The 17951-nt window shown below is 65.8% G+C and carries 13 protein-coding genes; 5 read left to right on the top strand and 8 right to left on the bottom strand.

What is annotated here, in order from left to right; all coding sequences use genetic code 11:
* The first annotated feature begins 26 nt into the window (after positions 1-26).
* From J8I26_RS05240 to J8I26_RS22790, 5 genes are all read left to right on the top strand, one after another.
* Positions 27-827, top strand: a complete 801-nt coding sequence (locus tag J8I26_RS05240; RefSeq protein ID WP_209604875.1) for an enoyl-CoA hydratase — start codon at positions 27-29, stop codon at positions 825-827.
* 111 nt (positions 828-938) lie between these two features.
* Entirely contained in the window at positions 939-1790 is an 852-nt protein-coding gene (locus J8I26_RS05235) for a TorF family putative porin (RefSeq protein WP_209604874.1), read from the top strand.
* Positions 1791-1854: 64 nt separating this feature from the next.
* The gene (locus J8I26_RS05230) at positions 1855-2253 is read left to right on the top strand and encodes a hypothetical protein (RefSeq protein WP_209604873.1); all 399 of its coding nucleotides are present in this window, start codon (positions 1855-1857) and stop codon (positions 2251-2253) included.
* Between the two features lie 105 nt (positions 2254-2358).
* Positions 2359-2946 carry a hypothetical protein gene (locus J8I26_RS05225; RefSeq protein WP_209604871.1) on the top strand — a complete coding sequence of 196 codons (588 nt, stop codon included), beginning with the start codon at positions 2359-2361 and terminating at the stop codon, positions 2944-2946.
* 261 nt (positions 2947-3207) lie between these two features.
* Entirely contained in the window at positions 3208-3330 is a 123-nt protein-coding gene (locus J8I26_RS22790; RefSeq protein WP_280868385.1) for a hypothetical protein, read from the top strand.
* Between the two features lie 75 nt (positions 3331-3405).
* On the opposite strand, the gene J8I26_RS05220 is transcribed toward J8I26_RS22790, so the two are convergent.
* The 8 genes from J8I26_RS05220 to J8I26_RS05185 form a co-directional block, all read right to left on the bottom strand.
* Entirely contained in the window at positions 3406-4116 is a 711-nt protein-coding gene (locus tag J8I26_RS05220) for a response regulator (protein WP_209604869.1), read from the bottom strand.
* A gap of 10 nt (positions 4117-4126) precedes the next feature.
* Positions 4127-6901 carry a sensor histidine kinase KdpD gene (locus J8I26_RS05215; protein WP_209604867.1) on the bottom strand — a complete coding sequence of 925 codons (2775 nt, stop codon included), beginning with the start codon at positions 6899-6901 and terminating at the stop codon, positions 4127-4129.
* A gap of 1148 nt (positions 6902-8049) precedes the next feature.
* Positions 8050-8649, bottom strand: a complete 600-nt coding sequence (gene kdpC / locus J8I26_RS05210; RefSeq protein WP_209605776.1) for a potassium-transporting ATPase subunit KdpC — start codon at positions 8647-8649, stop codon at positions 8050-8052.
* A gap of 59 nt (positions 8650-8708) precedes the next feature.
* A complete protein-coding gene (gene kdpB, locus J8I26_RS05205) occupies positions 8709-10817 on the bottom strand; it encodes a potassium-transporting ATPase subunit KdpB (RefSeq protein ID WP_209605774.1) in 2109 nt (702 codons plus the stop codon).
* A 121-nt stretch (positions 10818-10938) separates the two neighbouring features.
* A complete protein-coding gene (kdpA, locus tag J8I26_RS05200) occupies positions 10939-12720 on the bottom strand; it encodes a potassium-transporting ATPase subunit KdpA (RefSeq protein ID WP_209604865.1) in 1782 nt (593 codons plus the stop codon).
* A 1-nt stretch (position 12721) separates the two neighbouring features.
* Positions 12722-12811: a K(+)-transporting ATPase subunit F gene (kdpF, locus tag J8I26_RS05195; RefSeq protein ID WP_209604863.1), complete on the bottom strand. Its 90-nt coding sequence runs from the start codon at positions 12809-12811 to the stop codon at positions 12722-12724.
* Positions 12812-13452: 641 nt separating this feature from the next.
* Entirely contained in the window at positions 13453-15552 is a 2100-nt protein-coding gene (locus J8I26_RS05190; RefSeq protein WP_245200139.1) for a diguanylate cyclase, read from the bottom strand.
* 396 nt (positions 15553-15948) lie between these two features.
* Positions 15949-17532: a gamma-glutamyltransferase family protein gene (locus J8I26_RS05185; protein ID WP_209604859.1), complete on the bottom strand. Its 1584-nt coding sequence runs from the start codon at positions 17530-17532 to the stop codon at positions 15949-15951.
* Between the last annotated feature and the right edge of the window lie 419 nt (positions 17533-17951).

The raw sequence follows: 17951 nt of genomic DNA, 5'->3' as shown, positions 1-17951 counted from the left end.
GCATACCTACACCACGGAGACCGGCGATGAGCGCATCCCAAGACGCATCCCAAGCCATCCTGCTGCGCCATGACGAGCGAGGCGTCGCCACGCTGACGCTGAACCGCCCGCAGCAGTTCAATGCCCTGTCCGAAGCGATGCTGGAGGCGCTGCAAACCCAGCTCGACCGGCTGGCAACCGATCCCGAGGTGCGCTGCGTAGTGCTGGCCGCCAACGGCCGCGCCTTCTGCGCCGGCCATGACCTGCGCGAGATGCGCGCCACGCCCGAGCTGGCCTATTACCAGGAACTGTTTGGCCGCTGCAGCCGCGTGATGCAGGCCATCCAGGCGCTGCCGGTGCCGGTGATCGCGCGCGTGCACGGCATCGCCACTGCCGCCGGCTGCCAGCTGGTGGGCAGCTGCGACCTGGCGGTGGCCTCGCACGCGGCACGCTTCGCGGTCTCGGGCATCAACGTCGGCCTGTTCTGCGCCACGCCCTCGGTGGCGCTGACGCGCAACGTGCCGATCAAGCGAGCCTTCGAGATGCTGGTGACCGGCAAGTTCATCGACGCCCGCACCGCAGCCGACTGGGGCCTGATCAACCAGGCCGTGGAAGAAGAGGAACTCGATGCCGCCGTGGCCGCGCTTGCCGCACAGATCGTCGCCAAGAGCCCGGCCGCGATCCGCTACGGCAAGGCCATGGTCTACCGCCAGAAGCAGATGGCGCTGCCGGAGGCCTACGACTACGCGGCCGAGGTCATGGCGCGCAACATCATGGAGGCCGACGCGATGGAAGGCATCGACGCCTTTCTTGAGAAACGCGCGCCGAAGTGGAGCCCTCCGGCGTAAACAACCGGTCCGATTTTTTACGGGGCGTTAACGCCGCCGCGCCAAAGTTTTATCCGGATTAAACGCGGACAAACCTAAGCTGCAGGCTCCTCAACCCGTGGAGCTTTCAGCATGAACCGCAAGACAGAACAAGAACAGAACGCACGCTTTGTGCAACACCCGCCGCTGGGCCGTCGTCGCCTGCGCAACGCGCAACTGGCCGGGCTGGCCACGCTGGCCGCCGCCGGGGTGCTGCTGGCGATCGCCGTGATCGCCCCGGCGCAGGCGCAAGAGGCCGCGCCGGGCGCCGACGCATCGCCGTTGCACCTGACCGGCAACCTCGGCGTAGTCAGCCAGTACGTCTTTCGCGGCACCACCCAGACCAATCGCAAGCCGGCGCTGCAAGGCGGCTTCGACCTGACCCACGACAACGGCCTGTACGCCGGCCTGTGGATGTCCAACGTCAGCTGGATCTCCGACACCAATTCCGCCGCCTCGGCCAGCCTGGAAGCCGACCTCTACGCCGGCTGGAAACCGGCGCTCACCGATTGGCTCAATGCCGACGTCGGCGTGCTGCACTACGCCTATCCCGGCAGCTACCCGGCCGGCATGACCAAGCCGGACACCAATGAAATCTACGCCGGCCTGGACGCCAAATGGATCGCCTTCAAGTACTCCTACAGCACCGGCAATACCTTCGGCAACGCCGGCACCAGCGGCAGCAGCTACGCCGACCTGTCGGTCAACCATGAACTGTTCGCCGGCATCAACGGCATCGCCCACATCGGCCGCCAGCGCTACACCGGCCCGAACGCCTCGGCGCTGTCCTACACCGACTGGAAGCTCGGCCTGACCCGCGACTTCTACGGCTACCTGCTGGGCCTGGCCTACACCGACACCAATGCCGCCGACGCCGGCTACACCATCCGCGGCAAGAACATCGGCCGCAGCCAGGTGGTGCTGTCGCTGAACAAGACCTTCTGATTGCCTGATGCGAACCCGGCGCGAAGACTCTCTGTCTTTCGCGCCGCATCGACCGGAGCCCACCATGAATACCATGCCCGCTCGCCGGCAACGCCTGCATCCCTTCTCCCCGCGTCATCTCTTCTTGCGCACCGGCCACCGCACCGAGTACCGCTGCGCGCTGGCGGTGGCGCTGATCTTCGTGCTGTGCGCCTGCATCGTGCCGGCGGCGGGAGCGGTGGCGCCGTATCGCTCGCCGGAGGACTACGGCCCCTCGCCACAGGCGCAGCAACACCGCGACGATTGCCGCCGGCGGGTCCGGCAGGCGCTGGACGGGAAAATCGAAAGCGAAGACTTCGTCGCCCGCACCGACCGCGAGTACTTCCGCTACGTGGTGCGCAAGGATCTGCGCGAGGTGCTCTTCATCTGCGACGCCCGCAACGGCGAGATACGCCGGCAGATCGACATCTGGGGGGATCTTTAGGTTGACGACGCGCAAGCAATAGCGACGCAACGGCAGACCATGCGACGGTGGACAAAGCGCGGGACAGGCGGCAAGATGCCGCATCGTTTCCAACCCGGCTCTCCCATGCAAACCGACTACGGCACCGTCCTCCAGTGGATCTACCTGTTCAACTCCCTGGCCCTGGCCCAACTGGCCTTGAGGCAGCTGGGCAAGCGCCGCAAGGGGCAGCAGCAGGACCAGAAGATCAAGGCCGCGGCGCTGGGCCAGTGGAACGGCAGCGCTCCTGATGAACTGATCCGCCAGCTCGGCCAGCCGTCCGCACGCGCCGAACTCGATCACGGCCGCAGCGCCTGCACCTGGCGCGGCGACCGCCAACTGCTGGAAGCCTTCTATCAGGACGGCAAATGCAGCGGCGTCGAACTGCGCCCGTACGAGGGCGAGATCTTCCCCAATCTCAATACCTACTTCAACTGCGCCGTGCTGGCCGCGCTAGCCTGTGCATGGAAATTCCTGGCCGCCGCCGGCGGCATGCCGGAAGCGAGCGAAGCCTTGCCTGCTTCGGCCGCGGCCAAGCAATACCTGGTCAATTTCGCGCTGTTCCTCGCGGGCGCCGGACTGCTGTCCTTCATCCTCAAGCGCCACCAGCTGCTGCTCAGCGGCGGCTGTATCGTCATGGTGGCGCTGAGCTTGCCGCTGCTGAACTGGCCATAAGCAAGACATCAGCGCCCCACAGGCGGCACGCCCGGCGCCGCGAAAAGGCGGGGCCGGCGGCGCGAAAAGGCGGGCCGGCGGCGCGACCAGTTATAATCACGGCCTCCCGGGAAGACGCAACAGGCCGGACGGCGCCAACGACGGCCGCCCGACATGTCTTCCCTACAATCAATTGCATCAAGGAAATTTCACCCCCACCGCCGCGCACGACGCGGCTTTGCCCGTGCAAGAGCCAGCATGGTGCTGGTCGTAGGAGAAAACATGAGCATCCGCCTGAGAAAGAAACTGCTGTACCGCCGTCACCGCATTGGCATGTTGATCGCCGCGATCGAATCGCTGATCGACCTGGAAGAATCGATTCTGGAAGCCAAGAAAGCCAACTGAGCTTTCAGGTAAGACAAAAAAACCGGCCGTCAAAGGCCGGTTTTGCATTGGGCGGCAGATACTGCATCCTGCCGCCTAATCCGTCACCACCTCCGCCACCCGATACCCGACCCCGATCTCGGTCAGGATGTGCACCGGCTGCGCGGCGTCCTTTTCCAGCTTCTGGCGCAGGCGCTGCATGTAGATGCGCAGGTAGTGATGATCGTCGGCGTGCGAAGGCCCCCAGCCGGCCACCAGCAACTGGCGGTGCGTGATCACGCGGCCGGCGTCGCGCAGCAGCGTGGCCAGCAGGCGATATTCAATCTGCGTCAGGTGCAGCGCCTCGCCGTTGCGCGTGACGCTGCGCGCCGGCAGATCGACCGCGACCTCGCCCAGGCGATAACGACCACTGGCCTTTCCTTCCCCCGAGGCCCGCGCGTGACGGCGCAGCTGGGCGCGCATGCGGGCCAGCAGCTCGGGCATGCCGAAGGGCTTGACCAGGTAGTCGTCAGCGCCGGCGTCGAGCGCCTCCACCTTCTCCGACTCTTGCGTGCGGGCCGACAGGATCACGATGGGAACGCCGCTCCAGCTGCGGATCTCGGCGATGACCTGCTTGCCGTCGAGGTCGGGCAAACCGAGGTCGAGGATGATCAGGTCGGGCTTGCGGGTGCCGGCTTCGGTGACGCCCTCGCGCGCGGTCTTCGCTTCATGGACGATGAAGCCTTCCTGCTCCAACGCCCCCTTCACCAGCTTGCGGATGTGCGCGTCGTCCTCGATGAAGACGATGTTGCCTGCGTGTTCTTGCATATTCTTTTCCTCATTCTTCCGGCAAGGCCGGCTGCGCTTCCACCGGCAGCGTGAAGCAAATGGTTGCGCCCTGCCCGGCATCCTGCGGCGCAATCCAGATCCGGCCCTGATGCACCTCGACGATGGCGCGGCAGATCGCCAGCCCCAGGCCCACGCCCGGCGTGCTCGATTCGGCATCGCCGCGCGTGAATTTTTCAAAAGCGTGCTGCATCATCTGCGGCGGGAACCCGCGACCTTGATTGCTCACGCTGACGCGCACCTGCATTCCGGACGTTCCCGACTGCACGGCCTCGGCCGGCTCGACCTGGGCAGCGATGGCGATGCCGCTGTCCGGCGGTGAATACTTGATGGCGTTTTCCAGCAGGTTGGCGAACACCCGCTCCAGCAGCACCGCGTCCACCCGCAGCAGCGGCAAGTCGGCCGGAATGCGGGTGTCGACCCGGCGCCCTTCCAGCGCCTTGGCCAGCAGGCGCAGCGAGGAACCGATGACTTCTTCCAGCGCGTTCCATTGGCGGTTCAGCGTGACGGCGCCGGCCTGCAGGCGTGCCATGTCGAGCAGATTATTCATCAGGCCCACCATCTTCTGCGACTGTTCGCTGATGGTGCGCGCCATGGCGCGGGCGTCGTCATCCAGGCGCGCATTGGCCGCCAGCACATCGGCGCTGCCCACCAGCGAGGTCAGCGGCGTGCGCAGGTCGTGCGAGATGGCCGACAGCAGCGAGTTGCGCAGGCGCTCGGACTCCATCGTCACCAGCGCGTCCTGCGCCACCTCGGCATAGTGCAGGCGCTCGATGGCCATGGCGATCTGCGAGCAGAAGATCTCCAGCATCTGGCGGTTCTCCGGCAGCGCGAGCTGCGCGGCGGCCAGCTGGCGCTCTTCGTCGGTTGGCGCCTCCACCGCGAAGGCCAGCACACCGCGGGTGCGCATGGTCGCCGTCAACGGCAGGTAGAGCGCGGCCGCCGACGGCAGCGTGGCGGTGCCGCGCCCGGCCGGCTGGCCGTTGTCGTAGACCCATTGCGCCACGCCGGCGTCGACGCTCCTGAGCACGTGGGCGCTGCCTGACTCCGGCTCCGGCTCGGCCACGCGCAACTGCTCGGCGCTGTCGGGCAGGAAGAAGGCGATGCGCGCGCCGAACACCGCGGCCAGGTGGCGGCGGCCGATCTCCAGGATCTGGTCCAGCGTCAACAGCGCCGAGAGTTCCTTGCCCAGCATGTAGAGATTGCCGGCGCGCGCCTCGCGCTGCATGGCCACGCGCGCCTGGCGGCGCAGCCGCGCGGTGAGCGAACTGATGAACAGCGACACCGCCAGCATCACCATCAGCGTGAGCAGGTACTGCACGTCGGAGACGCTGACCGAGAAGCGCGGCTCGACAAAGAAGAAATCGAAGGACAGCACCGACAACAGCGACACCAGCGCCGAGGCAGAACGGCCGTAGCGCATCGCCACCAGCATCACGCCGACCAGGTAAAGCATGATGACGTTGGCCGGATGCAGGAAGTCGTTGAGCACGAAGGCCAACCCGGTGGTGACCGCGCAACTGGCCACTGCCCACAGGGTGCCGCGCGCGCGGCGCCGGCGCGTGAGCAAGCTCTCGGCGGCGTCGGCGGCGCTGTCGGAGCGCGGCTCGCCCTGCTCGCGCGCGCTGTGGTTGCGCGCCACGGTGTAGATATCCATGCCCTCGCCCAGCGCGGCAATGCGCTGCATGAGCGAGCCGGACGGACGGCGCAGCAAGCGACGCAGTCCGCCGCTCTCCTGCCCGATCACCAGCTTGCCGGCATTGCGCCCGCGGGCAAATTGCAGGAGCACCGCCGCCAGGTCTTCGCCGCTGATGCTGGCCGTCTCCGCGCCCAGCGATTGCGCCAGCTTGAGGTAGCCGACCACGCGCTCACGCCCGGCCATGCCCGCCCGATCACCCGGCAGATCCACGTGCACCGCCAGCCATTCGGCCTGCAGCTTGGCCGCCAGGCGCGCGGTCTCGCGGATCACCCGCTCCTCGCCGGCGCCGCTGCCGATGGCCGCCACGATGCGCTCGCGCGCCTGCCATAGCTGGGCGATGGAGCGGTCGGCGCGGTACTCGCGCATGTCGGCGTCGACGCGGTCGGCGGTGCGGCGCAGGGCGATCTCGCGCAGCGCGATCAGGTTGCCCTTGCGGAAGAAATTGCGCCCGGCCTTCTCGGCCTGCTGCGGCAGGTAGACCTTGCCCTGCTTCAGGCGCGCCAGCAGCTCGTCGGGCGGGATGTCGACCAGCATCACGTCATCGGCCTCGTCGAACACATGGTCGGGCACGGTCTCGAAGACGCGGATCCCGGTGATCTGGCCGACCACGTCGTTCAGGCTTTCGATGTGCTGCACGTTCAGGGTGGTGTAGACGTCGATGCCCGCGCGCAGCAGTTCATCGATGTCCTGCCAGCGTTTGGCGTGACGCGAACCGGGCACGTTGGAATGCGCCAGCTCGTCGACCAGCATCACCTGCGGCCGGCGCGCCAGCGCGGCGTCGAGGTCGAATTCGGGAAGCTGGCGGTCGCGGTAGGCGACCATGCGCATCGGCAACCGCGCCACGCCCTGCAGTTGCGCCTCGGTCTCGGCGCGGCCATGGGTCTCGACCACGCCGGCGACCACATCGACCTCCTGCCTTGCCAGCGCCTGGGCGGCCTCGAGCATGGCGAAGGTCTTGCCGACGCCGGCGGAAAAGCCGAAGAATATCTTCAGGCGGCCTCGCGCCTGGCGCTCTTCGTCGCGCATGACGCGGTCCAGCAGGTCGTCGGGGTTGGGGCGGGTGGTCATGGTGGGGGGAGTTTATTGGGCATTTTAGTGCAGCGGGGGATGGTTTGGGTGGGGTGTTCTGGGTGGATTGCGCTGAGTGAGTTGCTCCGGGTTGTCTGGTCTTGCTGCGTGCGTAGTTAGTCCCTGAGGTGGTTTGGGGTAGCCTGATCTTGCTACGTGCAGATGTACCGGCTTTGTGCTTTTCTCTCTTCGGTCGGAGCGGAGCGCCGGGGGCAGCCCGGCAGCTGCTTACTTTTCTTGCTCCGCCAAGAAAAGTAAGCAAAAGAAGGCGGACGCTACTTCCCAGCCCCTCCGGGGTTCCCACGCCAGCGGGGGCAAAAATGGGAAGGTCAGAGTCGCTGCGCTCCGACTGCCCTTCTTTTTCCATTTTTACCCCCACTGTCGCGGCTGGGCAGAAGCGGACACCTTGGCGGCTCGCCTTCGGCATTGCGGGGCTTGCAATGGCCAAATGTCTTGTCCACCGCACCTTACCGCCTCGAAGGCGAAACCGAGCATGCCCTGCGACGCCGAAGGCGTGGATGAGGAAAGGCGATGCCGAAGGCGAGCGCCATCCCGATGCCGCAGGCGAGGCGGATGGTATTTCCCCTTGTGGGCCAGCCGGCGGAGCGTGCTGAAAAATGGATCAGCAAGGCAACCGGAGCGCAGCGACTTTGCCTTGCCCATTTTTCAGCGCGCTCCGACGGGAACCCCGCAGGGGCTGGCACTTTAGGGGCCGCCTTCTTTTGCTTACTTTTCTTGGCGGAGCAAGAAAAGTGAGCGGCTGCCGGGCCGCCCCCCGGCGCTCACCTGCGACCGGAGAAAGAAAAGCACAAAGCCAGTACATCTGCATGCAGCAAGACCAGACTACCCACCGCACCGAGCAAGCACGGATGAAGCGCAACAAACGACGCTGGGTCCCTGCTTTCGCAGGGACGACGGATTCAATGGACAGCGAGACTGCCTTGGCGATGACTGATGAAGCTTGATGCAACCTTGGGGGATCAACGTCAACGCCGAAGAAGCGCGACGAACGACACTGGATCCCGGCCTGCGCCGGGATGACGGAGGTGACGGAGGTATTGGCAGGCGCAACATGAAACACCAACACCTGCCAAGCCAAACCAACCCACTCGCCCCACATCACTCGCCCCCAAAAAACACCAAGCAACTTATTTCGCCACAACCACCGGCGCCACCTCATCCAACACCAGATTCAAGCGCAGCACATTAACGCGATCCTCCCCGAACAAACCCCACTGCGGCCCCTCGGTATTGTCGCGCACAAGCGCACGCACGCGCTCGACATCCAGCCCCCGCTCACGTGCCACCCGACGCACCTGGTACTCGGCAGCGGCCGGACTGATGTGCGGGTCCAGCCCGCTGCCCGATGCGGTGATCAGGTCGATCGGCACCGGCCCCTGTCCGCCGGCCTCCTGCAGCGCCTTGGCGCGATCCTCCAGCGCCTGCTTCAGGGCGGGATTGGTCGGGCCCAGGTTGCTGCCGCCCGAGGCCATGCCGTTATTGGGGAAGGTGCCGGTGGCCGAAGGGCGGCCCCAGAAATACGCCGGGCTGGTGAAGTTCTGCCCGATCAGCTCGGAGCCGACCGCCTGCCCGCGGCGCTCGATTACGCTGCCGTTGGCCTGCTTGGGAAAGACCGCCTGCGCCACGCCGGTGACGATGGCGGGATAGATGCCGCCCAGCACCACGCCCAGCAGTATGAACAGGGTCAGCGCGGGGCGCAGCGTACTTTTGTTGGTGATGCTCTTCATGATGATGTCCTTGGAATTGAATGCTGTACCCATGCGGGATCAATGCGACGCCGCCGCCGTCATACCAGACCGAACGCGGCCAGCAGCATGTCGATCAGCTTGATGCCGACGAACGGCACGATCAGCCCGCCCACGCCGTAGATCAGCAGGTTGCGGCGCAGCAGCACGGCCGCGCCCAGCGCGCGGTAGCGCACGCCGCGCAGCGCCAGCGGAATCAGCGCGACGATCACCAGTGCGTTGAAGATCACCGCCGACATGATGGCCGAGTCCGGACTGGCCAGATGCATCACGTTCAGCGCACCCAGCTGCGGATAGGTGGCCACGAACATGGCGGGGATGATGGCGAAGTACTTGGCCACGTCGTTGGCGATCGAGAAGGTGGTCAGGCTGCCGCGCGTCATCAGCATCTGCTTGCCGATCTCGACGATCTCGATCAGCTTGGTCGGGTTACTGTCGAGGTCGACCATGTTGCCGGCTTCCTTCGCGGCCTGGGTGCCGCTGTTCATGGCCACGGCGACGTCGGCCTGGGCCAGCGCCGGCGCGTCATTGGTGCCGTCGCCGGTCATCGCCACCAGCTTGCCCTCGGCCTGGTGCTGACGGATCAGGGCCAGCTTCTGCTCCGGCGTGGCCTCGGCCAGGAAATCGTCAACGCCGGCTTCGGCGGCGATGGCGGCCGCGGTCAGGCGGTTGTCGCCGGTGATCATCACGGTCTTGATGCCCATGCGGCGCAGCTCGCCGAAGCGCTCCTTGATGCCGCCCTTGACGATGTCCTTCAGCTCCACCGTGCCGAGGATGCGGATCGGCGCGCCATGATGGATGACGGCGGCTTCGTTGTTCCACTCCACCACCACCAGCGGCGTGCCGCCACGGCGGGCGATGGCCTCGATGTCGCTCTCCACCTGGCTGGGCAGGCGCTGGTCGGCCGAGCGCACCAGCTTGCGGATGGCGTCGGCGGCGCCCTTGCGGATGCGGCGCGTGCCGATGTCGATGCCGGACACGCGGGTCTGCGCCGAGAACGGGATGAACTGCGCGCCCAGGCCGGCCATTTCGCGCTCACGCAGGTTGAAGCGGTTCTTGGCCAGCACCACGATGCTGCGGCCTTCCGGCGTTTCATCGGCCAGCGAGGCCAGTTGCGCAACGTCGGCCAGCTCGCGCTCGGACACGCCCGGCGCCGGCATGAAGGCGGCGGCCTGGCGGTTGCCCAAGGTGATGGTGCCGGTCTTGTCCAGCAGCAGCACGTCGACGTCGCCGGCGGCTTCCACCGCGCGACCGGAGGTGGCGATCACGTTGGCTTGCATCATGCGGCTCATGCCGGCTACGCCGATGGCCGACAACAGGCCGCCGATGGTGGTCGGGATCAGGCACACCAGCAAGGCGACCAGCGCCGTCACCGACACCGGCGAACCGCTGCCGGCGGCGTTGACCGAGAACAGCGAGAACGGCAGCAGGGTCACCGTCACCAGCAGGAACACCAGCGTCAGCGCCACCAGCAGCAGTGTCAGGGCCAGCTCGTTGGGGGTCTTCTTGCGCTGCGCGCCTTCGACCATGGCGATCATGCGGTCGAGGAAGGCCTCGCCCGGATTGACCGACACGCGCACCACGATCCAGTCCGACAGCACGCGGGTGCCGCCGGTGACGGCCGAGAAGTCGCCGCCGGACTCGCGGATCACCGGCGCCGATTCGCCGGTGATGGCGCTCTCGTCCACGGTGGCCACGCCTTCGACGACGTCGCCGTCGGCCGGGACGGTGTCGCCGGCTTCGATCAGCACCAGGTCGCCTTTGCGCAAGCTACCGCCTTCCACTACTTCGCACTGGTCGGCCTTGACCATGATGCCGGCGGCGCGGCTGTGGTCGGCGCGACGCAGCTTCTTGGCCAGCACGCTTTTCTTGACGCCGCGCAGCGCCGCGGCCTGGGCCTTGCTGCGGCCCTCGGCCAGCGCCTCGGCGAAGTTGGCAAACAGCACCGTGAACCACAGCCAGGCGGCGATGGCGAAGATGAAGCCGGCCGGCGCCTCGCCCTTGGAGACCAGCGCCTGGATGAACAGCAGCGTGGTCAGGATGCTGCCCAGATAGACCACGAACATCACCGGGTTGCGCCACTGCACGCGCGGCGACAGCTTGCGGAAGGAGTCAACCAGCGCCGGCTTGACGATCTTGGGATCGAACATCCAGCGCACGGTCTGGACCGCCGACGGAATCGCGTCGGCGGCGTTTGCACCGGCATTGCCGGACTGCACAGGAGAAGATGGGGTAGTCATGTCGATATTCCGTTTCTTGTTTACCCGCGTTTTACAGGGACAGCATCTGCAGATGCTCGACCACCGGGCCCAGCGCCAGCGCCGGTACGTAGGTCAGCGCACCGACCAGGATCACGGCGCCGATCAGCAACGCCACGAACAGCGGGCCGTGGGTAGGCAAGGTGCCGGAGGTCGCGGCCAGGCGTTTCTTGCCGGCCAGCGAACCGGCCATGGCCAGCACCGGCACGATGATCCCGAAGCGACCCAGCCACATGGCCCAGCCGGTGGTGACGTTGTAGTACGGCGTGTTGGCGGAGAGGCCGGCAAACGCGCTGCCGTTGTTGTTGGCGGCCGAGCTGAAGGCGTACAGGATCTCCGAGAAGCCGTGCGCGCCGGGATTGGCGATGCCGGCCAGGCCGTCCTGCACCATCACCGAGACGGCGGTGAAGATCAGCACCAGCGCCGGGGTCATCAGGATGGCGATGGACATCATCTTCATGTCGAACACGCCGATCTTCTTGCCCAGATATTCCGGCGTGCGGCCGATCATCAGGCCGGCGATGAACACCGCCAGCACCGCGAAGATCAGCATGCCGTACAGGCCGGCGCCGACGCCGCCGTAGATCACCTCGCCCAGCTGCATCTGCAGCATCGGCACCAGGCCGCCCAGAGGCGAGAGCGAGTCATGCATGGCATTGACCGCGCCGCAGGAGGCCGCCGTGGTGATGGCGGCGAACAGCGCCGAAGCGGTAATGCCGAAGCGCGTCTCCTTGCCTTCCATCATGCCGGGGCCGGAGGCGTGCAGCGACGCCAGCATGGGGTTGGGCTGCGACTCGAAGTACATCAGCACCAGGGTCATGGCCACGAACAGGATGGTCATCGAAGCCAGGATCGCCCAGCCCTGGCGACGGTCGCCGACCAGCACGCCGAAGCTGGTGCACAGCGCGGCGGGGATGATCAGGATCGCCAGCATCTCCAGGAAATTGGATAGCGGCGTCGGGTTCTCGTACGGGTGCGCCGAGTTGGCGTTGAAGAAGCCGCCGCCGTTGGTGCCCAGCATCTTGATCGCCTCTTGGGAGGCGACCGGGCCCATCGGCAGGGTCTGCTTGTCGGTGCTTTGCGCCTCCACCACCGGCTCGCCCTTGGCGTCCTTCAGCGGCTGGCCGGCGGCATCCAGCTTGGGCACCGTGTATTGGGTAACTTCCAGCGTCTTCACTTCCTGATAGGGCTTGAAGTTCTGGATACTGCCCTGCTGCACCAGCGCCAGTGCCAGGATCACCGACAGCGGCAGCAGCACATACAGCGACGAGCGCGTCATGTCGACCCAGAAGTTGCCGATGCTCTTGCTGCTGTGGCGGGAGAAGCCGCGGATCAGCGCGAACGCGATGGCGATACCGGTGGCGGCCGAGACGAAGTTCTGCACCGCCAGCGCGGCCATCTGCGTCAGGTAGCTCATGGTGGCTTCGCCCACGTAGCCTTGCCAGTTGGTGTTTGCCACGAAGCTGATGGCGGTGTTGAAGGAAGAGTCGGTGCTGACGTTGCCCAGGCCCTGCGGATTGAGCGGCAGCCACTGCTGCACGCGCTGCAGGGCATAGACGAAGATCAGGCCGAGCAAGTTGAACAGCACGGCGGCGATAGCGTACTGCTTCCAGTCCATCTCATCCTCGCGGCTGATGCCGCACAGGCGATAGAACACGCGCTCGATGCCGCCGAAGAGACGGTTCACGCGCGACTTGCCCTCCATCACGCGGGCGATGTACCAGCCCAGCGGCACCGACAGCGTGAGCAGCACGGCCAGGTAAATGGCCAGCTGGGTGTAATTGTTGGCATCCATCTCAGAAGTCCTCCGGCTTGATCAGGGCGTAGACCAGATACACCAGCAAGGCCACCGAAACGGCCAGGCCCAATAGGTACATGGCGTTCATTTGCTTTCGCCCTCCTGCCGTTCGAGGCGGCTGCACAGGGCGATGAAGGCCCACATCGAGATGCCGCAGACCAGCAGCATGCCCACATAGAGAAAGTCCGTTTGCCACATTTCCCACTCCATTGTTGACGTTGTTCAGTCCGTTCCGGCGACGGAATCGGAGACAGTTGAACGATAGAAGGAGGAGCGTTAAATCCGGGTAAAACTATGGGGAAGGCGTGTAAACAACGCGTAAACAGATGCCAGATGCTCGGGTTTCACTGGAACCACAGGCGGGGGTGCTTCCAGCTACGTGTCGTCCTGACGAAGGTCGGGGCCCAGCGTCGTTCAGCGGACTCCGGGGCGCGGCGAACGACGCTGGATCCCGGCCTGCGCCGGGATGACGGCGGTAGTGGTGAAATGCGCCGGACTTGTTCAGCGAGTGCGCGGTGTCGTCCTGGTGAAGATCAGACCCCGGCATCCTTAAGTTGCCGCCGGATCACCACACGAGCTTGTCGTCCCTGCGAAAGCGGGGACCCAGCGGCGTTTTGTGCGAACCGGCGGACGATGTGGGGGGGACGGCGAACGACGAACGACACTGGGCCCCTGCTTTCGCAGGGGCGACCCGGTGGTGGAAGAAGGGACGGTGAAAGAAGCGCCGGCTCAGGCGTCGGTGATCTTGCCGACTTCAACGCGGTTCTTGCCCAGGCGCTTGGCCGCGTACATGGCCTTGTCCGCCATCGCCAGCAGCTCTTCGGGGCCGATCTCGCCGTCTTCGTCGGGCAGGTAGACTGCCACGCCGATGCTGGTCGAGACATGCACGGTGGAGTGCGTCAGCTCGAACGGCGCGCGCATGGCGTTCAAGATCTTGTCGGCCACGCCCAGCGCGTCCTGCTGGGTCTGCAAGGTTTCCAGGATGACCACGAACTCGTCGCCGGCCAGGCGCGCCACGGTGTCGACGTCGCGCACCGAGCTTTGCAGGCGCTGGGCGAACTGGATCAGCAGCTCGTCGCCGGCCTCATGACCGTAACGGTCGTTGACGCCCTTGAAGCCGTCGATGTCCATGAAGAACAGCGCCAGCAGCTCATGCGCGCGACGCGCCCGCATCATGCCCTCGGGCAGGCGGTCGCTGAAGGCGCGACGGTTGGGCAGGCTGGTCAGCATGTCGGTCAGCGCCAGCTCGCGCATCTGGTCGCGGAAGGCCAGGCGCTCGGTGATGTCGTGCAGGAAGGCGATGAACAGGTGGCCGGTATGGCGCTTGACGTGGCCCACGGTGATTTCCACCGGCAGCTCGTGACCGTCGTGATGCAGCGCCTGCAACTCGATGCGGTTGTTGATCACCACGCTGGTGCCGTGCAGGAGGAATTCTTCCATGCCGCGGTAGTGGGCCTCGCGCATGTCCTGCGGGATGATCAGCTCGGCCATCTGGCGGCCGATGGCTTCGGCGCGCTGCCAGCCCAGCAGCAGTTCGGCCTGGCGGTTCCACTCCACGATCAGGCCGTTCTCGTCGGCGGCGATGAAGGCGTCCTGCGCGTTTTCCAGGATGGCGCGTAGCTCGGCCGCGCTTTCTTCCAGCTGGATCTGGTTGGCGTGCTGCACGTCCAGCGACTGCTGCAGGGCGGTGGCGGTTTCGTGCAGGCGGCTGGTGCGCTCGGCCACGCGCTCTTCCAGGCTCTCGTTGAGCGAACGCACTTCGCGCAGGTAGCGCTCCTCGCGCTCGACCATGTTGACCAGGGTGGAGGACAGCAGCTGCACTTCGCGATAGCTGTTGACCAGCGGGATAGGCGCCTCCTGGTTGCCCAGCGCGCGCTGCTCCAGCGCAGCCGACAAGGCGTTGACCGGGGCCACCAGGCGACGCGTGAGGAAGTAAGCCAGCGCCACCAGCACCGCGCCGATCAGCGCGCCCACCAGGATCACGCGCTGCTCCAGGTCGCGGAAGGCTTGCAGCGCGACATGCTCGGGCTGGCGCACGATCACGCTCCACTTGAGCATCATCTTTTCGTCCTGGCCGGTGCGCGAGAAGCCGGTGATGTAGCGGCCGCCGTCGGGCCAGGTTTCCAATACGGCGCCGCCGGCCGGCGACTGCTGCGAAATGCGGAAGCTCTCGGTGTCGATCTTCTTTTCTTCCAGGCCCTTGGGCCCCAGCAGCACGGTGCCGTCGCCGCGCACGATCATCACCTCGACGTCGTAGCGGCCGCTGGCCGGGTTGAGCAGCTTGGAGGCGATCTCGCGGGCCCAGGCCCAGGACAGGTGCATGCCCATCACGCCGATGTAGCGCCCGTCCATGTCCAGCACCGGCATCGAAAGATCGACGAAGCGCCACGGCTCGGCTTGCGGCGGCAGTTTCTTTTCCAGCAGCAGCGCGGGATGGTAGTCGGCGGAGTAGGTGTCTTTCTGGCCTTCCTTGAACCATGGGCGCTCGCCCACGCTCTGGCCTTCCAGCAAACCGTTGGTGGCCACCAGCACGGTGCCGTCGGGACGGGCCATGCCGATCCAGGCATAGTTGGGGACGTTGGCCTGCAACTCGTTCAAGACGTTGCGCATGCGCGCCAGATCCCGGCCTTCGCGGATCGAAGGACGCGCCACCAGGATGCGCATGTCGATCTGGCGCTCGGTCATGCTGCGCTCAAGCGCATCCTGCATTTGCCAGGCCAGTTGCTTCAAGCGGGTCTCGGCCTGCGAGCGTGCGTAACCGCGGGTGAACTGATCCACCAGGATCAGCACCGAGACGGTAGTAACCAGTACGGAAACAACTACCCCCATCGTAATCAGCGACGACAGATTCGGCGGAGATAGGGCTTTTTTCTTATTCAATTCGGGCAAGATGCGGCGATACGGCGGAATGCGTCGCGCTCCCCCTGCGGACCGCGCTATATATACACGGCATCTTGCCAGATAGCTCATGTTTTTTCACCGGCTTTCCGAAAAAACTCGGAGAATTGTTTTCCCCAAAGAAACTCACCGAAAATCACTTACTTTCCTGCATGAGATTCCCTGCGTGAAAGCCAGACGGCAAGCCGCATCTCGGCGGATGAGCCGTGGCGAAAAATATCGCCCACACCATTTTCTCCCGTGACGGGAAGTGCAAAAAGACAACGGACGGCAGGCCCTCCTTTCGGATTGCCTGCCGTCCGTTCGTTCAAGTCGCACCAGGGGCGATCAAACGCCCGCGCAAATCCCGTCGGCGCGCGGATCGGTGGCGCCTTCGATCACGCCGTCCGGATGCACGCACACTGCGCCGGCGTGTCCCATCATGTCGGTGTAATCCTCCACCACCTGCACCTCGTGGCCGGCGCGACGCAGGGCGTCGACGGTAGCGGCCGGCACGCGGCCTTCGATCTTCAGATTGGTGGAGACATCGCCCCAGGTACGCCCCAGCAGCCAGCGCGGCGCGCTGACCGCAGCCTGCAGGTTCTGGCCGAACAGCACGTGGCGGGTGAACACCGCCGCCTGCGTCTGCGGCTGCCCTTCCCCGCCCATGGTGCCGTAGGCCAGCGTGCGGCCGTCGTTCAGGCGCGCCAGCGACGGGTTCAGGGTATGGAACGGCAGCTTGCCCGGCTGCAGTTGGTTGGCGCCGTCATCCAGCGTGAAGCTGGCGCCGCGGTTCTGCCACACGATGCCGGTATCCGGCGCCACCACGCCGCTGCCGAACTCCCAGAAGATGCTCTGGATATAGCTCACCACGCGCCCCTGCGCGTCGGCCGCGCCCATCCAGATGGTGTCGCCCGGCTTGGCCGGATGCGGCCACGGCGCCGCGTTCTGCGGATGGATGTGGGCCGCTTCCCGGTCCAGCGCTTCGGCCAGCAACCAGCTCGCGGCGTCCACGCTCATGTGGGCCGGATCGGTGACGTGGCGGTTGCGCAAGATGAAGGCGCGCTTGGTCGCCTCCACCAGGCCATGGATGTGCTCGAAGCCGTCGGCCTGCTCAACGCCCAGGCGATCGAACAGGCCGATGATCTGCAGCGCCGACACGCCCTGAGTCGGCGGCGGCAAGTTGTACACGCGGCCCGACTTCAACTGCACCATCAGCGGCTGCAGCACCTGCGCGCGATAGGCGGCGAGGTCGCTTGCGCGCAGCGGGCTGCCGGCGGCTTCTAGTCCGGCAGCAATCGTTGCGGCCAGGTCGCCGCGGTAGAAATCATCCAGGCCGGCCTCGGACAGACGGGTCAAGGTTGCGGCCAGCGCCGGCTGCTTCAGCACCGCGCCTTGCGCGGGGATACCTTGCTCGGCATAGGTGGCGGCAAAGCCCGGCTGGTCCTTCAATTCATTCCATTTGTCGCGCGTGAGCTCGTGTTGCGAGCGCGTCACCGGCACGCCGGCCTGCGCATGGCGAATGGCGTCCGCCAGCAAGGACTTCAGCGGCAGCGGCCGGCCGAAACGCTCGGCGTAATCCAGCGCCGCCGCCCAGCCGCCGACGGCGCCGGCCACGGTCAACGCCGCGCGCGGGCCACGAGTGGGAATCGCGGCGTCGCCGTGGGCAGCGTAAAACGCCTTGGTCGCCAATGCCGCCGACTGGCCGCAGGCCTGGATCGCCACCGGCTCGCGGCCGGGTTCGTTGATGACCCAGAAACCGTCGCCGCCGATGCCGTTCATGTGCGGATACACCACCGCGATCGCAGCGGCGGCAGCGACCATCGCCTCCACCGCATTGCCGCCCTCGCGCAGGACATTGGCGCCGGCTTGCGCGGCCAGATGGTGGGGAGCGGTGACCATACCGCCCAGACAGGTCTTGCTATACAACATGTGGACTCCTGATGGTTTTGTTCTTGATTGGATAAGATGGATTGATGATACCTGTGGACGAGATGTGTTTCAGGGCGTGTGCTGAATTGGCATGAATTTCTGCTCGCTTGCCGGCTTGCAGGACGTCTGGCGAAGCGCGGCGAACGACACTGGATCCCTGCTTTCGCAGGGATGACGGATGCAACGAGATAGCGAACCAATACATCGAAGCCGCAGGCGAGCAGCAAGCATACGAGGCCGAAGGCGAGGATAAAACCACGCGATGCCGCAGGCGAGCTCCATCCCGATGCCGCAGGCGAGGCGGATGCTATTTCCCCTTGTGGGCCAGCCGTCGGAGTGCGCTGAAAATGGGCAAGGCAAAGTCGCTGCGCTCCGGGTGCCTTGCTGATCCATTTTTCAGCGCGCTCCGACGGGAACCC

This window comes from Herbaspirillum sp. LeCh32-8, from assembly GCF_017814915.1.
In the GTDB taxonomy this organism is placed as follows: Bacteria; Pseudomonadota; Gammaproteobacteria; order Burkholderiales; family Burkholderiaceae_D; genus Herbaspirillum.
The sequence above is the reverse complement of the archived record's forward strand: the minus strand, read 5'-3'. Positions and strand labels throughout refer to the sequence as shown.

Excerpts from the sequence above, each read along its gene's own strand:
- J8I26_RS05240 (WP_209604875.1), top strand. The coding sequence starts at position 27 with ATGAGCGCATCCCAAGACGCATCCCAAGCCATCCTGCTGCGCCATGAC.
- J8I26_RS05235 (WP_209604874.1), top strand. The coding sequence starts at position 939 with ATGAACCGCAAGACAGAACAAGAACAGAACGCACGCTTTGTGCAACAC.
- J8I26_RS05230 (WP_209604873.1), top strand. The coding sequence starts at position 1,855 with ATGAATACCATGCCCGCTCGCCGGCAACGCCTGCATCCCTTCTCCCCG.
- J8I26_RS05225 (WP_209604871.1), top strand. The coding sequence starts at position 2,359 with ATGCAAACCGACTACGGCACCGTCCTCCAGTGGATCTACCTGTTCAAC.
- J8I26_RS22790 (WP_280868385.1), top strand. The coding sequence starts at position 3,208 with ATGAGCATCCGCCTGAGAAAGAAACTGCTGTACCGCCGTCACCGCATT.
- J8I26_RS05220 (WP_209604869.1), bottom strand. The coding sequence starts at position 4,116 with ATGCAAGAACACGCAGGCAACATCGTCTTCATCGAGGACGACGCGCAC.
- J8I26_RS05215 (WP_209604867.1), bottom strand. The coding sequence starts at position 6,901 with ATGACCACCCGCCCCAACCCCGACGACCTGCTGGACCGCGTCATGCGC.
- kdpC (WP_209605776.1), bottom strand. The coding sequence starts at position 8,649 with ATGAAGAGCATCACCAACAAAAGTACGCTGCGCCCCGCGCTGACCCTG.
- kdpB (WP_209605774.1), bottom strand. The coding sequence starts at position 10,817 with ATGTTCGATCCCAAGATCGTCAAGCCGGCGCTGGTTGACTCCTTCCGC.
- kdpA (WP_209604865.1), bottom strand. The coding sequence starts at position 12,720 with ATGGATGCCAACAATTACACCCAGCTGGCCATTTACCTGGCCGTGCTG.
- kdpF (WP_209604863.1), bottom strand. The coding sequence starts at position 12,811 with ATGAACGCCATGTACCTATTGGGCCTGGCCGTTTCGGTGGCCTTGCTG.
- J8I26_RS05190 (WP_245200139.1), bottom strand. The coding sequence starts at position 15,552 with ATGGGGGTAGTTGTTTCCGTACTGGTTACTACCGTCTCGGTGCTGATC.
- J8I26_RS05185 (WP_209604859.1), bottom strand. The coding sequence starts at position 17,532 with ATGTTGTATAGCAAGACCTGTCTGGGCGGTATGGTCACCGCTCCCCAC.